We start from the raw sequence: 19,492 nt of genomic DNA, 5'->3' as shown, positions 1-19,492 counted from the left end.
CCGCCGGTACGACACCGGACCTGTGTAGGTCACGGCCCGTGGCACTCCGGGGTCATCTTGATCTGCTTGGCGGAGCTCAAGGGGCTGTACTTCATCAAGGCCACGATGACGCCGTTGTAGGCATCCGCGGTCCCATGAAAGCTGGAGATCGGCTGGATCTGGCCGTGCGCGGTGATCCCGTAGTTGTTCTCGTGCGGATCGGTCTGGACGTACCCCTGGGTGAACTGGTAGCTGGCAGCGTAGCAATCCCCCCACTCGAACGTCGGACTGTACAGCATCCTGCTCTGAGCCACCCCGACCGGGCCGGTGCCCCCGGAGAACCAGTTGACGTGGTTCGAGCACACGGGATCCCACGGGCTGGTCATGACGTGCTCCTCGAGCTGAGCCATCGTGTACCCGACCTGGAGCTGCCGGAGCCCTGTGCTGGTGGTCACCTTGTAGATACAATCATTCCGCATGGCCATCGCGCTGCCGGAGACCGACGTCACGACAGCGAAAGCGAGCGCCCAACGAGCAATCTTCTTCATGAGAAATACCTCCGAGGAATCGAATCTGTGGTGAAGTTTTGTTGCAGATACCTATCCAGATCGTCACCCAAGGGATTCATGCCCCGGGGCTTGCGCCAGGAGAGCAGTGCCCCGACGGGCGCGGCGCGCGTTGTCGCCGGCCCGTCATGGTCACGCTCCCGGAGGAACCCGCCCCGAGGTCATGACGCGAACAACAGGAGACTATTCTCCCCGCGGGTTCACGCAAGCACTTTTGATTGGCAATTCTGCGGTCGGAAACACGACTGACATAGAACCAGGGAGAATAACGGCACTCCTCGACTATGCGCTCAAAACCTCTGCCTCGAACGCACCCCCTGGTGCTCCCACATCCAGCCGAAGTATCACGCACCAGCGCGCCAGAGGCGCTGTGCGGGGCGCCGCGAAGAGCGGTCCAGACCCGGAGTGGTCAGTGGGGCGCAGCGCGGGCGCACGCGGCGCGCGCGAGGCAGGAACCCAGGGATTTCGCGCGTGTCTTCGCGCCCTGTGGGCCGATGACGCCTGTGGGTCCTGACCCGCCATGAGACGCCGAAGAGCGCCGCATAGCCACCTCCTCGCCGAGGCGCGATGGGGCGCGGCAATCTCGCGATGATGGGAACTCCAGATATCGAGTCATCGCGCGGCGCCGGGTTCGTCCGGGCCTCTCCAGGCGACGCCCGGAGCGGGCGCGCGCCCTCTCGGCTGGACGTGGCGCGGCGGCCCCGGCGGCGCCGCGCGGGTCAGCGGAGCGTGACGGCCAGTCGGTAGTCGAAGACGGCCGCGGAGCCCGCCGCGCCGGACGAGGCGCGGACCCGCAGGAAGTACGTTCCCGCCGGGAGCGCGCGCGCGCCGGGGTGGCGCGGCGCGCTCCCGGTGCCGTCGAGGAGCGAGCAGTCCCCCCGGCCGCCATCGTCGTCGTCCGCGATGATCAGGCCCTCTCCGTCGAGCAGCGACAGCCGGCTGTCCATCTCGAGCGACTCGCACGTCTCCGCGCCGCCCTCGACGATCTCCGCGCGGATCGAGCGGCCCTCCGGGAGGTCCACGGCGTAGAAGTCGAAGTCGTCGATCGTGCGCGCGCCGGCGATGACCACGTCGGAGCCGACAGGCCCGTTCGCCTCGGCGAGGGTGCCATTCGGCTCCTCCTCGGCCCCCGCCGGGGCGAGGATCTTCGCCTGGAGGAGGTAGATCGGGATCGCCGCGCCGCCGTCGCGCGCCGCGACCTCGACGAGGTGATCGCCGGCCGGCAGCGCGAGGACGAGCGCCGAGCACCCGCCGATCCCGCCGGCGTACTCGGCGTCGGAGAGCCCCTCGTCCGTCGCGACCAGCGCGCCCGCGGCGTCGCGCACGCGGAGCGTCGTCGCGATGCCCCCCTCGCAGCCCGCGGCGGTGCCGTCGAGGACCTCGAGGCGCACGACCGCCGCGACCGGCAGGCTCACGCGGAACACGTCCCTGTCGCCGCCCGCGTCGATGCGCGCCGCGATGAGCGCGTCGCCCGCGATCACGACCTCGCCCGCCCCGGCCTCCGCGGCGGTGTCGTTCGGCTCGATCTCCGCGGTCGCCGCCTCGATCTGGCAGTCGGCGCTGCACCCGTCGCCGCCCGCGGCGCCGCCGTCGTCGCACCCCTCCGGCACGTCGACGAGGCCGTCGCCGCAGACCGGGATGCGCTCGCAGCCCGGCGTGCAGCCCGCGCCGCCGTCGCACTCCTCCGCGCCCTCCGTCACGCCGTCGCCGCACGAGGCGTCGAGCGAGGCGCGCAGCGTGTAGCGGGCGTCCAGCACCCCGGGGAAGCCGTGGACGAGGGCGTAATAGGTCCCCGGGGCCAGGCGGCGCGCCGAGGCGCCGCCGGGGCTCGTCGGGTCGATGAGCGAGCAGGCGCCGGCGCCGCCGTCGTCGTCGGAAGCGAGCGTGGTCGCCCCGTCCGGCGCCAGCAAGACGAGCGCGGTGTCGAGGCCGTCGGCGCACCGATCGGGGCCGCTCGCGTCGAAGGTCTCGAGACGGAGGTCCGAGACGGTCGTGAGTCGCAGGGCGAAGACGTCGACGTCGGTGTCCGGGTCGAGGACGCCGGACACGAGCGCTCCCGGCGCCACGGCGCCGTTCGCGTCGGCCTCGGCCGGGGTCGCGTTGGGCTCGATCTCGGCCGTCGCCCCCTCGAGCCGACAGGCAGCGTCACAGCCGTCCTCGTCTTCCGTGTTGCCGTCGTCGCAGACCTCTGGCTCGTCGATGAAGCCGTCGCCGCACGCCGGGATACGCTGGCACGTCGCCTCGCACGCGGGGCCGCCATCGCACTCCTCGTGACCCGCGACGACGCCGTCGCCGCACAGGGCGATTGTCCGCGCGCGCAGGGTATATCCGGCGGTGGAGCCGCCACCATAGGCCTCGACGCGCACAGGGTAGATCCCCGGCGCGGCGATGACGGCCTGGATGCGCGAGCAATCCTTCTCGCCGCCGTCGTCGTCCTCGCCCACCAGCGCGCCGTCGGGCGCGAGGAGCTGCACCACCGTATCGACGCCGCGGCAGGAGGTCGGGCCGCTCGCGTCGAAGGTCTCGATGACGAGGTCGGCGATTCCGGGGACGTCGATGGCGAAGTGGTCGACGTCGCCCGCCGGGGAGATCCACGCCGAGAACAGCGCGCCCGACGCGGTCGCCTGCCCCGCGGTGGCCTGCTCCGGCGCGTCGTTCGGCTCGACCTCCGGGACCGTCCCCTCGAGCTCGCACGCGGCGCTGCAGCCGTCTCCGCCCTCGGTGTTGCCGTCGTCGCACGCCTCGGGGCCGTCGATGGCGCCGTCGCCGCACACCGCGATCCGCGCGCAGTCCTCCGAGCACCCGTCGCCGCCGTCGCACGCCTCGGCCCCCTCGACAACGCCGTCGCCGCAGAGCGCGGTGAACACGACGAGGAGGTCGTACCCGGGGATGGTGGCGTCGCTCGTGAACTCCTCGACGGTCACGTAATACGTGCCTGGCCGGAGCTGCGTCGCCCAGGGGGCAACGGTGGAATCGATGAGCGAGCAGGCCTCGGGGCCGCTGTCGTCGTCGCTCGCCAGCACCGTCGCGCCGTCCGCGTCGAGGAGCTGGAGGAAGGTGTCGACGCCCTGGGAACACGCGCTCAGGCTGCCCGGGTCGAACGTGGCGAGCTGGATCTCCGCGAGGCGCGGCACCACGAAGGCGAAGACGTCGACGTCGCCGAGCGGCTCGATCGCCCCCGTGACGAGCTCGTTCGGCCGGAGGGCGCCGCGCTCATCGGCCTCGGCCGCGGCGTCGTTCGGCTCGACCTCGCGCACCGGAGCGTCCAGCTCGCACGCGGCGCTGCAGCCGTCGCCGCCGGTGGTGTTCCCGTCGTCGCAGAGCTCGGGGGGCTCCAGCGCGCCGTCGCCGCACACCGCGGTGTCCAGGGTGAGCGAGAGCGTGTAATCGAGCGCATGATCGAGCGTCGCGGGCTCCGCCTCCGGGGAGATCTGCACGCTGATGAAGTAGTCCCCCGCGCCGAGCTTGTTCAGCGTCAGGGAAGAACAGGTGTTGTCGCCGGCGATATCATCGTTGCTGTCGAGGGCCCCCATGCTGCCGTCGAAGATCGTCACATACGTATCGACGCCGAGCGAGCTGCACGCCGTGCCCAGCGGGCCATCGAGCGTCTCTGCCTTGAGCCGCCCGACCGCCCCGTCGGGGACGCTCACCGAGAACACGTCCACGTCGCCCGCGGGGTCGAGGAAGGCGCGGATTCGACCGTCGGGCGCGATGCAGAAGGCGTCGTTGGCCGACGCGAACTCGTCGTTCGGCTCGACCTCGCCCCCGGGCTCCACCGGACATGCGTGCGAGCAGCAATCGCCGTCCTCGTTGCCGCCGCTGCCGGCCTCTCCATCGCTGCCGGCCTCTTCGCTGCCGCCGGCCTCTCCATCGCTGCCGGATTCTCCACTGCTGCCGGCCTCTCCATTGCTGCCGGAGACAGCGGGCTCATCGATCCTGGTGCGGTCTGCGCTGGCGAGGAGCTCGCACCCGACCAGGGCTGGAGCCGCCAGTCCTAGGAACAAAGGGAGTGCGGTCCTGGAAGGGAAAAACATGGATACTGCGGCCTCTGCTCGGCGCCGTGACGGCAGAAGAGCCGAAGTCTCCCCGGCGCCGCGGCGGCAGCAGACTCAAAGCCCACCGTCGCGTCAAGGGACAGGGCGCGAGCGCCGCGCCTCAGTACGCCACGGCGACGGCCTTGCGAACGAAGTCGTCGCTGTCGAGCTGCGCGAGCATGAAATGCGCGGTGTCCTCGCGCGAGATCGTCGGACCACCGATGAAATAGCCATCCATCGGCAAGTGGTCGACGCTGGCGCGGTACTCCTTGCTGAGCCTCCCGTCCGTGAGCTTGGGCGGCCGCACGAGGGTCCAGGCCACATCGCTCTTACGGACGGCCTCTTCCATGCGCACCATGTCGGAATACCGGTTGCGGAGCAGCGGCTTCACCAGCAGGCGGAACCAGAGCGCGCGCTGCTGATCGTCGATGCCCGCCGAGGTGATGGCGATGAGGCGGCGGACGCCGTGCTCCTTCATCGCGCGGAGGACGTTGACGATGCCCTCGGAGTAGACGCGCGTCGGCCCCAGGCCGCGCGACCCGAGGGCCGAGAGGACCGCGTCGTGGCCGGCGACGGCGCGCGACACCTGCTCGGCATCCATGATGTCGCCGCGGAGCGCGCGCAGCCGCTCGTGGTGCGGAACAGGGATGGTGGCGGGATTGCGCGCGAACGCCGAGACCTCGTGGCCGGCCTCCAGGGCCTGACGCACCAGCGCGGCGCCCGTGCCCCCCGTCGCCCCCAAGATCAGCAGTCTGCTCATGCGCCCCGAGCCTACCCGGTCTGCGGCGGCGGGTTCAACACGCGCGTGTCACGCCGTGCTCATCCGCCGAGATCTGCTCTGGAGCCGGGCGAGAGGCGCTCCGCCCGTCAGGCGCCGAGCCGCAGCCACGCGACCACGCCGTGGTGATCCGAGCCGGAGAACGGCGCCCGCTCGCAGCGCGTGATCGTCCACCCCTCCCCGGGCTGGACGAAGACATAATCGATGCGGCGCAGCGGCAGGCCCGCCGGCCAGGTGCCGCCGGGCTTGCCGGGGTGCGTCTGCTTCCACGCGTCCAGCCAGCTGGCCTCTCCGGCGCTCGCCTGGAGGTAACAGACCGCCTCCTCGCTCGGGAGCGCGTTGAAGTCGCCCATCAGCACGGCGCCGAGGCTCCTCGACTTCTCCCGCTCGCGCGCGGCGAAGCTCACGAGCTCCCGCACGGTGCGCGCCCGCGCGCGCTTCGACAGCGAGAGGTGCGTGACGAGCACGTCGATCACCGCGCCCGCGTGCCGGATCGCGGCGCGCAGGACGACGCGCTGGCTGTCGCGCTCGAACGGGTCGTCGCGATCGAGCGTGAGCGCCTCGACGGAGTGGTCGAGCACCTCGATGTCCTCCCTGCAGAGCAGCGCGACCCCCTCGCACTCGCCGCTCGCGGCGACCCTGCCGGGCGCGAACCAGGCCCGGTATCCGCCGACGAGCCGCGAGAGCTCGCCTGCCTGCCCGAGGTCGCCGCTCGCGGCCGGCGCGTGCACCTCCTGGAGCCCGATGATGCAGGGCCGCAGATCGCCGAGGAGACGGGCCAGCATCGTCCGGCGCCGCTCCCAGAGGGCGACGCCACCCCAGATGTTCTGGGTCAAGATGACAAGTTCGCGATCGTGGCTCAAATGCCTCCTCCTAGGGCGTCAGTCCGGGGATGTCTTGACCAGCGCGTCGAGGAGGCTCAAGGCCCCGTGAGCGAGCCAGTCAATCGCCTTGTCCGGGAGCGACCGCGCCGCGAGCGTGCCTCGGGTCACCGGCCGCGAGTCCGCCCTGTCCCGCGAGAACAGGTCGGCCACCCGGGCCACGAACTCCGGATCGAACACGAAGAGATTCACCTCGTTGACGGCGCTCAGGCTGCTCGGGTTCGCGTTGAAGGTGCCAATCGTGCACCAGCCGTCGTCGACCAGCGCGAACTTCGAGTGCATGACGTCCCGCTGGTACTCGAATAGCCTGAAGCCACGATCGAGCCACGCGGCGTGCTCGGCGCGCGCTGCCCGCTGGATGATCGGCAGATCGGTCTGGCCGGGGAGGATGACCTGGACGTCGACCCCGCGCCTGGCCGCGTCGACGAGGTCCTGGAGCATCCCGGACGGCGGGAAGAAATAGGCGTTCTCGATCCAGACGCGCTCCCTCGAGCGTCGGATCGCCTCGCGGTAGCGGGCGTAGACGCGCGCGTTGTCGTCCGGCGTGTCCGCGACGAGCTCGAGGTCCGGGTACTTGGCCCCGGTCGCGTAGTCGCGCAGGCCGCCGCCCTCGCCGTCGGCCTCGCGCCAGCGCTGCTCGAAGAGGTACGCGAAATCGCCGACGCAGGGGCCCTCGATCCGCATACAGACGTCGTGCCACCCCTCGCCGCCGCGCCGCTCCGGGAGCCACTCGTCCCCCCACGCCGCGCCGCCGGTGTAGGCGAAATCGTCGATCACGATCACGCGCGAGTGATCCCGCGGCAGGAGCCCGCCGCGGCCGAGCGCGATCGCCATGGGGCGGTAGGCGCGCACCTCGACGCCGCGGCGCCGGAGCTCCTCGAAGAACGGGGTGTCGGTCTCGTTCGAGCCGAGCGGGTCGTAGAGCAGCCGCGTCCGCACCCCGCGCGCGGCGGCCCGCCCCATGACCTCCGCGAACGAGCGCCCGAGCAGGTCGTCGCGGTAGATGTACGTCTCGATGTCGACGCGCCGCTCCGCGCGGTCGACGTCGCGGAAGATCGAGCCCAGCACCGCCTCCATGCCGGGCAGCAGGGTGAGCGCGTGCTCGGCCGTCAGGATGGGGCCCACGGCCTTCGGCGCGTCGGCGCCGGCGCCCGAGGACGCGGCGGCGCGGGCGACGGGCGGCACGCCCGGCGCAGACACGCTGCGGCCATCGTCGATGGGGCTGTGCAACCGGCGCTCGCGGAAGATCATCGCCGCAGTGTGGAGGATGCGCGGGGGGAGGCGAGCGCTCTACCGGGCCCGCCTGTTGTCGTCACACCGCGCGCGCGGCGCGGCCAGGCGGCAGGGGCGCGCTCAGTTGAGAGAGAGCGGGCCCTCGCCGGCCTTGGCGTCGCCCTTCATCTCGTGCGAGTTGGGATCGTACTTCGAGGTGCACTTGGCCATCACGAGGCTCGCCTCGAAGTTGCCGTCCTGCGTGAGCGCGCCCTCGACGGTCACCTGGACGCCGCCGCTCGGGACGTCGCGGAAGGTGTCGGGGATGACGCACTGGGCGTAGCGCACCGGCAGCTCGGCCTGCGTGCCGTGGATCTGAAAGCGGTACTCGCAGGGTTGGTCGCGCTTGACGAGCGTGCCCGGGACGAGCTCGCCCTCGACGCGGACCTTGCGGCCGGCGAGCTTGTCCTTGGAGGCGAGGAGCTGATCGACGGGCGTCGCGTAGACGGCGGCTTCCTTGAAGCCGACGAGGAACAGGGCGACGAGCGCGCCCACCATGACGAGCAGCGTCGCCAGCAGGCCGACGCTGCGCGAGGGACGCGGCTTCGGCTGCGCGCTCGACGCGGCCGGCTTCACGACCGCCGGGGTCTCCTGCTGCTCTGCGAGAGACAGCGCCTGGGCCAACTCTTCATCCAGCTTCTTGCTCATCGTGGAACCCTTCAGGCCCAGGCTAGCCCGCGCTCCGCGGCCGGTCGAGCGCCACCTGCTCCGGCCCGCGCTCGATCGGCGGCAACCCGCGGCATCCCGCAAGAACTGGACAGCCTTACCGGACTTGTCCCTCGCGAGCGGACCGCTCGAACTGGCGCGCCTGGTCGCGGAGGATCGACACCTCCTCGGGATCCGGGGACGTGAAGCGGACGCGCAGCCCGTCCGCCGCCTCGACGACCCTGCCGCGCGCGCCGGTGCGGGCCATGTCGAACAGGCGGCAGCGCGTCCCGACGTCGCCGGGCGGCTGCTGTCCCGCCTGGCCGATCGCGCCGAGGTGCGCGTCGAGCTGGCGGGCGAGCGTGTCGAGCGAGGTCGCGCTGGCGCCGGGGCTCGGCGTCATCACGATCTGCACGCCGCCCGGGATGTCCTCCGCGCTGACGCTCGCCGCCGCCGCGATCTGCTCGCAGAGCGCGTGCTCGTCGGTGCCGCCGCGCGTCCCGCGCTCGCCCGTCCGCCCCTCGTCGGCGGGGCCCCTGCCGAACTCGCCGCCCGGCCCCGGCGGCGCGCGCCTCGGCGCGGCGCCCGGCGGCTGTTCGTCCGCGTCGTAGGGCGCCTCGTCCTGGGGCACCTCGGACTCGAACGTCGGCGTCCCGGTGACCGGCTGGGCCGGCCGCCGCTCCCCGCCGCACCCGGAGGCGAGCGCGAGGAGCGCGAGGGATGCCAGAGTTACGTGCATGCGGTGAATCGTGCGGCGAGTCGACGCGTTCATGGAGGCCTCCTGGAGTTTCTCCGCCCTGCCAAACAGCAGCCGCCGTGCCCGCGGGCGCGCGCCCCGCGACGATCGCGGCCCGTACAGAGCGACACCGCGGTGCACGCTCCGGCGTGCGCGCCAGGCTCGGCCGCCACCCCCTCCCGGCCGCGCTGCGAGGGAGGCCAGGCATACGAAGCATGCGACGCCCCCGATCGCTCGTCTCCCGTCCTTCCTCGCTGCGCTGCTCGTGCCGCTCGCTTGCGGCGCGGCCGCGTGCTCCGTGCTCGCCCGAGGCAGCGTGCCTGAGCCCTCACGGGCCGTCCGAAGCCGCCTCGATGGCCGGGAGAAACATGGCGTGAGGGAACGCCGCGCGGATGACCAGCGCCTCACGCTGCTGGGCTCTCGGGCTGCACGGATAGCTCCGCTCGTGCAGGGCCAGCACGTCGAGCGCCTCGGTCGCCTTCCCTTCGCTGAGCGCGATGCCGGCGCTGCTGAGCAGGGCGCTCTCCCCGGTCGTGTCGTGCTCGCCGGGCGGAGCCGCCTTGCGGGATGGGGCGCGTGATGGCGCCGCAGCCGCCACGGCCACGGCCGCCGGGGCCCCGGCGCTCACGACCGCGTCGGCCACGGCGAATCCGCCCGCGGCGCGCCCGCCGCGCCCGGTCCCGGCGCGCTCGGCTGGCGCGGGGGCGGCGCCTTCGACCTCGGCGCGGACGAACACCACCGGCGCCGCAACAGGAGGCGGGAGCGCGGCATGGAGCACGCCCGCCCCACCCGGCCCCCACGAGGAACAGCGCCGCGCCTGCCTTGATGAGCCTGGATCGCGCGATCGTGACGAGCGGCGACGTGCGCTTCTCGCCGGTGGCGCCGGCGGCCTCCACCGCGCTCCCGGCTCAGGGGCCCGGCCGCTGCGAGGAGGACCTCGCGATGGCCCATGGGGAGCGCGGCGACGTTGCGGAGCGCGGCGCGGGCGAGGAGCTCTCCCTCGATCCCGACATGCGCCCTGCCGGCGGGCGCGCGGGGCACGCCGCGCAGGATCGCGCGGCGGACGTAGGCGCTCTCGCGGTGATGGGACACCTGGCGCCAAACGACGCCGTACAGCCATGCGCGCAGCGCGTCTCCCGCCGGGGCGGGATCGGCGATGGGTCTTCATCGGGGCGGTGTCCGGGACTCCAGATGCCACTGCCGCATGGCACCGTCCCACTCGACAGACGTGGGTCCGCTGGTTGCGTCAGTCGCCGGGACCATGCGAATCGCTCCAGCGGTTGCCGCCTCATCTCCCTCCATGGATTCGCGCTATGTGTTGCATCTTGTGTCATGCACCCATCAGAGACTTTCCCTGACACGGAGATCGATACACCAACCAGCAACCCCGAAGCTGACAACATCACACTTGACGACGAAACGAAAAACGGCTCCATGACCGAACCAGAGTCGATCGGCTCGGTCAAGATCATCCGCTGCAAGAAACGCGAGTATGGCGCCGACTGCATGGGCCGGTGCGCCGAAGAAGCAGGAATCTCGTGCCAGGGAGGACGACGTCATCCATACAAAGACAACGTCAAACCTGGACTGCTGGGTCAATGCAGATCGGTCGGCGTTATCAGCAGCTGCTGGTACTACTACAAAAACGGAGATGTCTGCCGGTTCGTCGGCGGAGCTCCCGTTCTGTGCCGCTACGAGGGTGGAAATCCCTGATTGAGAGCGCGCGCGTAGAACGCGGCTTCCCGCGCCGCGCGCTTCCAGTCCGGTCCGAACAGACACTCCATGCACCGAAGAGCGAGCGGGTAGAGCTCGGGCGGCCGCTCACCGCTCGAGAGTGCAGCGGCACCTAGCCCGTGGAGTCGCCGCATCCGCTCGATGTCTTCCACGGTGATGGCTGTAGGCCCGTGCAGGCGACCGCGGACGTGCTCCATCATCGCCCACGCGGCGGCGGCCATGGTGTTTTCCCATGCCGAAGGATCCACCTGGAGTTCGGCGTCGCCGCGCTCGATCGCGTCGGCGAGGATGCGGATGTAGCCGACGGCGTAGAGTTCGGCCATCGACGCCCATTCGAGCAGATCCTCTACTTCTTCCGGGATGAGTTGGTCCGAGTCAGATTCTTCCGGGATGAGTTGGTCCGGATCAGACATGCCCGGAGTCTAGTTCAATCTCACGATGCGGAAAGGCGCGGCGGCGTCGCGTCGTCCGAAGACGGTCTGGGGCGCGATTGGAGAAGGTTGGCGAGCGCCAGACCGCCGCTGGCTCCCCTCGTCTGCTGGTGGGGGCGCACGGCCAGGCGGACTCCTGGCGCCGCATCTCGCTCGGGACCTCAGAGCCGGGCGCTCCGAGCTTGCCGCCGCCTGCGCCGACCGACCCGGGAGACGGGCGCACGGAGGCGATGGATCGGCAACGGGGTCTTCATCGGGGCGGTTTCCGCGACTGCCCCGCTTCTCGCTGCACAATCGACGGGTTCGCGTCGCCGTGGGGCGCCAGAGCGCTCATTCGGGCGGCAGGGGAGAGACGGGCGCACGACGGGGACAGGTCGGGCCCTGGTGAAGGGCGACGCGGGCAGTCGCCTGGAGAAAGATGAGAAAGTACCTCGCTTGTCGAAATGCGATCGCAACGGGGGTGGTCTGCCCTCGGGTGGTCCGAGCCCGCGCTGCTCTGGATCGGAGAGACGCGCCCGCGACCCCAGCGCGCCGCACGCGCTCGCAACGGTCTCATGGGAATTGCTCCCGCGGGCGCGTCCGACGCTTCGCGAAACCGCACGAAGGTTCAGAAGAAAGCGACCAGGCGGAACGCCACCGCCCCCGAGACGGGCGCCGCGGACCACGCTTCACCATGGATCGGTCGAACGTGGGGCCGAAGTGTGTTGAGCAAGAGATCGCCGGTGAGCTGCCCGGCGAGGCGGGCCGAGAGCGGCACCTCCAGCCCCGCACGCAACCCGAGCGCTGCGAGAAGAATGCACGAGGTTTACAGGCAAGGTTTCCCTCGGCCTGAGAGATGTCACCCGGCATCGGGACTGCACGGGTGCTGCGAGGCGACCGGCGAACCGCGTCGTCCTCGCGCGATGGATGGGATGGCCGGTCGCCTGCCGGCGGGCATGCGGGGAGCGGCGCTATCCGATCGGCTCAGGCTCGGCCTGGGTCTTCTTCCTGGCGCTGGCGGCGCGGGCCCGCTGTTCGGCGCGCCGCGCTTCTTCCGCCGCGTCCTCGTACGGTGAGAGCAGCCGGTCACGGAGGAGCGCGTGCGTCTCGTCCTTGTCGTCGTCGTACTCGGCATGGACCTGGACCAGGAGCGTGCCATAGGCCTCATGCCACGCCTCGACCGCCTTGACGGCCGGATCCGCGCCCTTCGCCTCGGTGACACCGAGCTTCTTGCCGTACAGCTCCGTCCAGCGCTGCAGTCGGCCTGCCTCGGCCGAGAGGCCGAGTCGCTCGACCGCCGCCCTCACGTCCTTGCCGTCGAGCGCCTTGATCATCGCGCTCATGCGCACCCACTGCTGGGAGTAGACGAGACGGATGAAATCGGTGCCCGACGACAGCACCTCCGAGCGCACCAGCAGCGCATCGCGACGACGCGCCGCCTCGTCATCCGTCAGCGGCAGGATGTCGTCGTGATCGAACGCGCGCTCGACGGCGGCGAGCAGGCTGCTGAACGCTCCGATGCACCTGTCGGTGCCGCGATCGATCTCCACCATCGTGGCGTCGAGGCTCCCGAGCGCCTCGAGGGCCTCGGTGGACGCAATGACGGCGTGGACCGCTGCGTCGACCTTGGCAGAGAGCTTGACCTTCTTCGACTTCAAGGCCTCCCGGTGAGCGGCGAGCTTCGTACCTGCAACAATGCACCCGCTCGGCGTGAGCCGGCGGGCGAGAAATGCGGCTTTTCCCATCAGACCCGGCTATCGGGCGCACGATGACCCGGCAAGGCGGCAGCACGCATTCGACGCACCGCGGCATTCCGGCCGGCGTCCCCCCACGCGGCGCCGCACGCCGGCGGGCGTCCCCCCACGCGGCGCCGCACGCCGGCGGGCGTCCCCCCACGCGCTGCCGCATGCCGGCGGGCGTCCCCCCACGCGGCGCCGCACGCCGGCCGGCGTCCCCCCACGCCCCGCCGCACGCCGGCGGGCGTGCCCCCACCGCCCACCAGGAGGCCGGCCGGGGATCCGGCGAGGGATTTCAACGCAAAGGCGCAAAGGCGCAAAGACGCAAGGAGACAATTTCTTTGAATTTTCGTGTGATTGCGCGCTTCGCGCGCAAGGCGGATCCCGGGCCGCGAGAATCACCAAAATTCTTTGTATTTTTGCGTCTTTGCGCCTTTGCGCCTTTGCGTTGAAATCTCTCTCTTCGCCCGCGAAGCAGATCGCTGACAGGATTTCGGCCCCGCGGTACTAGGCTCGGCCGCCGCCCCCGCCCGGCCGCGCCGCAAGGGGGCGGCGCGTGCGAAGAATGCGACGTCCCCGATCCCCCCTCCCCGTGATCTCCGCGCTGCTCGTGCCGCTCGCCTGCGGCGCGGGCGCGTGCTCCGGCCGCCCGATGACGGCATCCCCCGCGCCCGCCAGCACGGCGGCGCGCGCCGCAGGCCGCGGGCCTGCCGCGGCCCCGACGGCTGCACCCCCGGTCGACGCGCTCGCGGCGACGTCCGGCGGCGCGGCGCAGCCCGGGCGCACGCCGCTCGGCGCGCCGCAGGTGGAGCCGCTCCCGTTCGACATCGAGCCGTCGCTCGACGGCCGCTCGGTGATGTTCGTCGCCGGGACGTCGTCGGATCGAATCGGCTGGGTGCGGCGCCTCGACGCCGCGACGGGCGAGCTCGGGCCGCCGCTCCAGCTCGTCGACGAGCACCTGGCCGGCGCGCTGTCGTCGGCCGGCGGGGGCACCACGCTGCTCACCTCGCAGGGCGACGAGCTCTGCGCGACGGCGTTCCTGCCCGGCGAGACCTCGGCCGCGTCGCGCGCGTGCGCGAAGGCCCGCGCGCACGCGATGGCGGCCGTGGGCGAGCGCGTCGCGCTGCTCGAGCTCGAGGCCGTCGGCGGCACCGCGAAGCGCGACAAGGCCGCCGCAGCGAAGCCCGCCCGCAAGACGCCCGCGGCGAGGCGGGACGGGAAGGCCGCGGGGGCGCGCGACAAGGCGGCCGAGAAGAAGCGCGGCAAGGCGCTCGAGAAGACGCGCGACAAGCGCGGCGCCGACCGCAAGCGCGACGGCCGGCCCCGGAAGAACGCTCGCCCGGCGCCGCGGCCGAAGCGGCCGGATCCGCTGCCCGAGGTCGAGGTGCGGGTCCGGTGGATCTCGCCGGGCGAAGGGATCGCGGCGACGTCGGCGCCCACCGGGCTGCGCTTCCGGCCGCCGCTCGACGGCATGGGGCTGATCGACGCCGGCGGGAGGCCGGGCGCGATCGACCTGCTCTACTACGCGGCGAGCTCGAAGAAGACGAGCACGTCGTGGCTCGGGAGCGCGCAGATCGCCGTCGCCTCCCTCGGCGAGGACGGCAAGCTCGATCCGGGCCGGCGCGCCGTCGTGGTCGAGGGGGACCTCGACTACGGCGCGCTGCGCGGCCACCTGGATCCGCGCCTCGTGACGGCGAGCGCGGGCTCGGTGGTCGTCGACGTGACCGGCCGCAACGGGGCGTGCCAGGCGACGCGCGTGGCGCCGTCGCTCCAGCGGCTCGGCGCCGGCGGCGGTCCCAGGGCGGTCTGCGCCGTGGATCCAGCGCGCCTCGCGGACGCGACCCCGCTCGCGCCGGCCGAGATCGCCGCGCTCGAGCGCATCGCCGCGAGCGGCGCCCGGCGCGCGCCGGGGCAGCCGGCGTACGATCCCGGCCTCGCCGCGTGGGCGGGGGATCGCGCGTACTTCCAGACGAGCGCCGGCGCGCTGTTCTCGGCCTCGCGCGCCGACGGGCAGCCGCGCCGCGAGCCGGACCCGTTCCCGGCGCGGCGCGCGCGCATCGCGTGGGGCGCGCTCGCGACCGACGGCGAGGGGCTCGCGTTCGCCGCGGGGCAGCTCCACCGGATCGACGCGCGCGGGCAAATCGCCGCGGCGCCGGCCGGCGCGCCGGAGGGCCTCGCCGCCGCGACGCCGGGAGCCACCGGCGCCGCGACGCCGGGAGCCCCCGGCGCCGCGACGTCACGAGGCGCGCCGGGAACGCCGATCGACGCGCCGGAGCGCGCCGCGGACAGGCGGCGCGCCGCGCGCATCGGGGCGTCCTGGTGGCTCGCGAGGACCGACGTGGTGCGGCTCCTGCCAGAGCCCCTCGCGGTGCCCGCGCTGCGGGGGCGCGCCCACGAAGGCGGCACGGCGCTCGTCGGCGGCCGCGAGCGGGGGCTCTTCCTCGAGGTGCTCGGCGACCGGCTCCAGATCACCGGGATCGACGCCTCGGGCGCGCTCATCGCGCCGGGCGCGCCGCGCCCGCTCGTCGCGCCGGGCGCGCTCGCGCAGATCGCGCCCGGCGCCGGCGCGGCGGGCCGCGCGCCGCCCGCCGTCGCGATCGCGTCGCCGGTGCGCGCGGGGTTCGACGCGTGCGAGCGCCGGGGCGGCGGGGCCATCGTGGCCGGCGTGAGCGCCGCGGATCCAACCCGCGTCGTGGCGCTGTCGATCGACGCGCTCGGCCGGCCCGGCGCGGCGCGCGCGACCTCGCTGCCGCTCGCCGAGGGCGACCTCGCGGTGCGGCTCGTCGCCCTGCCCGAGGGGGGCGCGCTGCTCAGCGACGCGGCCCGGCGCCACGTGGTGTGGCTCGACGACGACGGCGCGGAGCTCGCGTCGCAGCCGTGGCCGGCGGACGACACCGGCGCGCTCTGCGTCGACGGGCAGCCCGCGCGGCGCGCGGTCCCGGCCCCCTCGCCCGGGGCGTTCGTGACCGTCCCGGAGCTGGCGGCCCCCGGCGCCTGCGTGGTGGGCGACGCCGTCTGGGCCGCCGACGGCAGCCTGCGGTGGTTCGGGAGCGCGGTGAGCGGCCTCGACGCGCAGGCCGAGGCGGGCGTCGCGCGCCCCGCGCTGACGGCGGTCGCGGGCGGCGCGGGCGCGGCGGTGCGCCCGGCCGCGGCGGAGCCCGGCGAGGCGCCCGCCCCCGCGCCGCCCGGCGCGCCCGCGTGCCCCGCGGACATGGTCGCCGTCGACGGCGGCCGCTTCTGCGTCGATCGCTTCGAGGCGATGCTCGTCGACGGCGCCACCGGACAGGCGCTCTCGCCCGACTACCCGTCGACCCCGAACCTGCTCGAGCTCACGCTCGCCGAGTGGTCGACCGGCCGGCGGAGGCTCGGCGACGTCCACGCGCGCGCCTTCCCGCTGCCGCTGCTCCCCGGCTGGCAGCGCGGCCGCGCGACCGCCGCCGTGGCCCGCTCCCGGCCCGGGGCGCGGCCGAGCGGCTACGTGACCGGCCTCGTGGCCGAGAGCGCCTGCGCCGCCGCCGGCAAGCGGCTGTGCTCGGTCGAGGAGTTCGTCACGGCGTGCCGCGGCGAGGACGACACGCTGTACCCGTACGGCGACACGTTCGAGGAGGGCGCGTGCAATGTCTTCCGGGCGGGGCACCCCGCGTCCGCGCTCCACGGCAACGCGTCGATCGGCCACCTGGACCCGCGGCTGAACCGCGTGCGCGTCGGCCGGGAGCCGCTGCTCCGGGAGACGGGCGAGAGCCCCCGGTGCAGGAGCCGCTGGGGCAGCGACGCTGTCTACGACCTCGTGGGCAACCTCGACGAGTGGGTGAACGAGCCGGGCGGCGCGTTCGCCGGCGGCTTCTACTCGCGCTCGACCCGCGCGGGCTGCGAGGCGCTCGTCACGTCCCACCCGCGGAGCTACCTCGACTACTCGACCGGCGTCCGCTGCTGTCAGGACGGGTCCTCGGCGGCGACGACAGGCATGGAGTCGCCGCCGGGCGCTCCCGCGGCGCCCGCCGGCTCAGCCCCGCGGCCGCCCGGGGACCTGCCGGAGCATCCCGGCCAGGGCGAACACGGCGGAGACCACCAGGAGCACGTGGATCCAGGTGCTCCCGGGCAGAACACCGAACACGGAGAGCAGCCACATCAGCAGCGACACTAGGGCCACGCTCCAGAGCACCACATCGGTCCAGTGTTTCATTCGGCCCCTCTCGACAGGGTTCGTCCAGGGATGAAGCGAATCGCGTGCCACGCCGTCGCGGGCGCGCGCTTTCACGTGCTACGTTGGGCCGTGATGAGCGCGTCATCCTCCGCCATGGAAAGCGATCTAGAAAACCCGACGGAAGAGCACCGGATGCTGCGGCAGATGGTGCGCGATTTCGCCCGCGAGGTCGTCGAGCCGCAGGCCGACGACCACGACCGCACCGCCAGCCTCAACGTCCCCTTGATGCAGCGGCTGGGCGAGCTCGGCCTGCTCGGCGTGACCGTACCCGCGGAATACGGAGGCGCGGGCATGGACGCGCTCGCCGCCGTGATCGTCCACCACGAGCTCGCGAAGAGCGACCCCGGGTTCACGCTCGCGTACCTCGCCCACGCGATGCTGTTCGTGAACAACTTCTTCCACGCCGGCAACGACGAGCAACGCGCGCGCTACCTGCCCAAGGTGCTCTCCGGCGAGTGGATCGGCGCGATGGGCATGACCGAGCCCTCGAGCGGGACAGACGTGCTCGGCATGAAGACGTTCGCCCGTCGCGACGGGGACCGGTACGTCCTGAAAGGGCGTAAGGCGCTCATCACCAATGCCCCGGAGGCCAAGATCTTCCTCGTCTACGCGACGATCGAGGGCAGGATCACCACCTTCGTGGTGGAGCGGGGGTTCCCCGGCTTCTCGACCGACGAGAAGACCCCGAAGATGGGAATGCGGGCGAGCACGATGAGCGAGCTCATCTTCGACGATTGCGTCGTGCCCGCCCGGAACGTCCTTGGCCCGGAGGGCGGCGGGATCCGCAACATGATGAGGAACCTCGAGCTGGAGCGCCTCACCCTGGCCGCCATGAGCCTCGGGATCGCGGATCGCTGTCTGGACATCATGATCCAGTACGCCGGCGAGCGAAGGAGCTTCGGCAAGCCGATCGCGGAGCACGGGCAGATCCAGCGCTACATCGCGGAGAGCTACGCGAAGACCGAGGCGGCGCGCGCGCTCATCTACTCGGTGGCGCGCAACGTCAGCCCCGATCGGCGGAACCGGCTCGGGACGGACGCGGCGAAGCTCTTCGCGGCGCCGGTCGGCAAGGAGGTGGCGGACAACGCCATGCAGGTGCTCGGCGGCTGGGGATACTGCACCGAATACAAGGTGGAGCGGTTCTTCCGGGACGCCAAGCTGCTCGAGATCGGCGGCGGCACGCTCGAGTCCCATCAGAAGAACATCACCCGGGAGCTGATCGGCCGCATGAGCTGACGCTGTCACGCCTCGGTCGCGAAAAGGCAGCGCTGGATTTGCGGTCCGGCCATCGAGACGCCACGCGTCTCCGTCAGCATCGCCATCCATGGATTGGGGAGATCTGGCGACGGTCGCGCCGACGGCGCTGTCATCCATCATCTATGCGACGCTTCAGGCCTCCTTCCAGTGGAGGCTCACGCGGCATCGCTTCAAGGCGCGCCGCGGCGCGCCGAGGCCGCTCGGCGCGACCCCGCTCGTCAGCATCCTCAAGCCGGTGGCCGGCGTGGACGATGAGCTCGCCAGCAATATCGAGTCCTTCGCCCACCTCGACTATCCATGTTACGAGCTCGTCTTCGGCGTCGCCTCGCGCGAGGACCCGGCGGTGCCGGTGATCCAGGCCTTCATCGCGGCGCACCCCGAGGTGCGGGCAAGGCTCTGCCTGACGGACCCGAGCGAGGCGTTGAACCCGAAGGTGGCGCAGCTCCTCGAGCTCGAGCGCAGGGCGGAGGGCAGCGTCCTCGTCATCTCGGACGCCAACGTGCGTGTCCGCCCGGACTATCTCCAGTCGCTGCTGTCGATCTTGATGCGGCCCGGCGTGGGGCTCGTCTCGAGCGTGGTCGTGGGCACGGGGGAGCGCACGCTCGGCGCGGTGGTCGAGAACGCGCAGCTCGGGTCGTTCATCGCGCCCGGGGTCGTCGCGGCGGCCGAGCTCGCGGGGCGGGCGATCAGCGTGGGCAAATCGATGGCGATGCGGCGGGTCGATCTCGAGCGGGTGGGAGGGTTCGAGGGCGTGGCCAGCGTGCTGGCGGAGGACGACGTGCTCGGGCAGCGCTTCAGCGCGTGCGGGTTCGTGGTCGAGCTCTGCCTGGATCCGATCGAGAACCGCAACACGAGCTGCTCGCTCATGCGCACGCTGGATCGGCACACCCGCTGGGCGAAGATGCGGCGCGCGCTCGCTCCGCGCTGCTTCGTGATGGAGCCGCTCAACTCGCCGCTGCTGATCGCCTGGCTGACCGTGCTGCTCAGCCCGACGCGCCTCGCGCTGGAGATCTGGTTGTTCGCCTGGGCGCTGCAGAGCCTGGGGACGTTCCTGGCGCTGAGATCGCTGCGGCCGACGCGCTCCAACCTGGCGCTGGTGGCCGCGGAGCCGCTGCGCACGCTGTGCTGGTTCTTCTGCTGGCTGAACGCTCACGCGAACCGGCGGGTCGCCTGGCGGGGGAACGCGTTCACCATCGGGGCGGGGTCGGAGCTGGCGGCGGCGGAAGAGCCGGCTTCCTTGCGGTCGCCGGCCAGGTAACG

At 72.4% G+C, this 19,492-nt stretch carries 14 protein-coding genes; 4 read left to right on the top strand and 10 right to left on the bottom strand.

The genetic code is table 11. The features are described from left to right. Positions 1–29 precede the first annotated feature (29 nt). The 8 genes from WME96_RS47125 to WME96_RS47090 all read right to left on the bottom strand — a co-directional run bounded on the left by WME96_RS47125 (position 30) and on the right by WME96_RS47090 (position 9,669). Positions 30–458 carry a hypothetical protein gene (locus tag WME96_RS47125; RefSeq protein WP_437288074.1) on the bottom strand — a complete coding sequence of 143 codons (429 nt, stop codon included), beginning with the start codon at positions 456–458 and terminating at the stop codon, positions 30–32. Positions 459–1,264: 806 nt separating this feature from the next. Continuing rightward, a complete protein-coding gene (locus WME96_RS47120; protein ID WP_437288073.1) occupies positions 1,265–4,549 on the bottom strand; it encodes a DVUA0089 family protein in 3,285 nt (1,094 codons plus the stop codon). Positions 4,550–4,700: 151 nt separating this feature from the next. Further along, the gene (locus WME96_RS47115) at positions 4,701–5,339 is read right to left on the bottom strand and encodes an NAD(P)-dependent oxidoreductase (RefSeq protein ID WP_437288072.1); all 639 of its coding nucleotides are present in this window, start codon (positions 5,337–5,339) and stop codon (positions 4,701–4,703) included. Positions 5,340–5,446: 107 nt separating this feature from the next. Further along, positions 5,447–6,220 carry an endonuclease/exonuclease/phosphatase family protein gene (locus tag WME96_RS47110; RefSeq protein WP_437288071.1) on the bottom strand — a complete coding sequence of 258 codons (774 nt, stop codon included), beginning with the start codon at positions 6,218–6,220 and terminating at the stop codon, positions 5,447–5,449. 18 nt (positions 6,221–6,238) lie between these two features. Continuing rightward, the gene (locus tag WME96_RS47105) at positions 6,239–7,489 is read right to left on the bottom strand and encodes a phospholipase D-like domain-containing protein (protein WP_437288070.1); all 1,251 of its coding nucleotides are present in this window, start codon (positions 7,487–7,489) and stop codon (positions 6,239–6,241) included. A gap of 102 nt (positions 7,490–7,591) precedes the next feature. Beyond that, positions 7,592–8,158, bottom strand: coding sequence for a cytochrome c maturation protein CcmE (locus WME96_RS47100; protein WP_433932464.1), 567 nt, complete (start codon positions 8,156–8,158; stop codon positions 7,592–7,594). A 115-nt stretch (positions 8,159–8,273) separates the two neighbouring features. Then, entirely contained in the window at positions 8,274–8,894 is a 621-nt protein-coding gene (locus WME96_RS47095) for a hypothetical protein (RefSeq protein WP_437288069.1), read from the bottom strand. A 325-nt stretch (positions 8,895–9,219) separates the two neighbouring features. Continuing rightward, positions 9,220–9,669 (bottom strand): hypothetical protein, encoded by a 450-nt coding sequence (locus tag WME96_RS47090; RefSeq protein ID WP_437288068.1) that lies wholly within the window; start codon positions 9,667–9,669, stop codon positions 9,220–9,222. Between the two features lie 554 nt (positions 9,670–10,223). Here WME96_RS47090 and WME96_RS47085 point away from each other — a divergent pair. Further along, positions 10,224–10,604: a hypothetical protein gene (locus tag WME96_RS47085; protein WP_437288067.1), complete on the top strand. Its 381-nt coding sequence runs from the start codon at positions 10,224–10,226 to the stop codon at positions 10,602–10,604. Here the strand turns inward: WME96_RS47085 and WME96_RS47080 are convergent. Together WME96_RS47080 and WME96_RS47075 are read right to left on the bottom strand one after the other, a co-directional pair. Further along, positions 10,583–11,038 (bottom strand): hypothetical protein, encoded by a 456-nt coding sequence (locus WME96_RS47080; protein WP_437288066.1) that lies wholly within the window; start codon positions 11,036–11,038, stop codon positions 10,583–10,585. The genes WME96_RS47085 and WME96_RS47080 overlap by 22 nt on opposite strands. A gap of 968 nt (positions 11,039–12,006) precedes the next feature. Beyond that, the gene (locus tag WME96_RS47075) at positions 12,007–12,780 is read right to left on the bottom strand and encodes a phosphoenolpyruvate--protein phosphotransferase (RefSeq protein ID WP_437288065.1); all 774 of its coding nucleotides are present in this window, start codon (positions 12,778–12,780) and stop codon (positions 12,007–12,009) included. 583 nt (positions 12,781–13,363) lie between these two features. Between WME96_RS47075 and WME96_RS47070 the strand changes: the two genes are divergently transcribed. From WME96_RS47070 to WME96_RS47060, 3 genes are all read left to right on the top strand, one after another. Then, the gene (locus WME96_RS47070) at positions 13,364–16,915 is read left to right on the top strand and encodes a hypothetical protein (protein WP_437288064.1); all 3,552 of its coding nucleotides are present in this window, start codon (positions 13,364–13,366) and stop codon (positions 16,913–16,915) included. 132 nt (positions 16,916–17,047) lie between these two features. Then, positions 17,048–18,211: an acyl-CoA dehydrogenase family protein gene (locus WME96_RS47065; protein ID WP_437288063.1), complete on the top strand. Its 1,164-nt coding sequence runs from the start codon at positions 17,048–17,050 to the stop codon at positions 18,209–18,211. An 88-nt stretch (positions 18,212–18,299) separates the two neighbouring features. Next, entirely contained in the window at positions 18,300–19,490 is a 1,191-nt protein-coding gene (locus tag WME96_RS47060; protein ID WP_437288062.1) for a glycosyltransferase, read from the top strand. Positions 19,491–19,492 lie beyond the last annotated feature (2 nt).

Source organism: Sorangium sp. So ce406, from assembly GCF_051474675.1.
GTDB classification, from domain to species: domain Bacteria; phylum Myxococcota_A; class Polyangia; order Polyangiales; family Polyangiaceae; genus Sorangium; species Sorangium cellulosum_G.
This window is presented reverse-complemented; position numbering and strand designations above follow the sequence as displayed.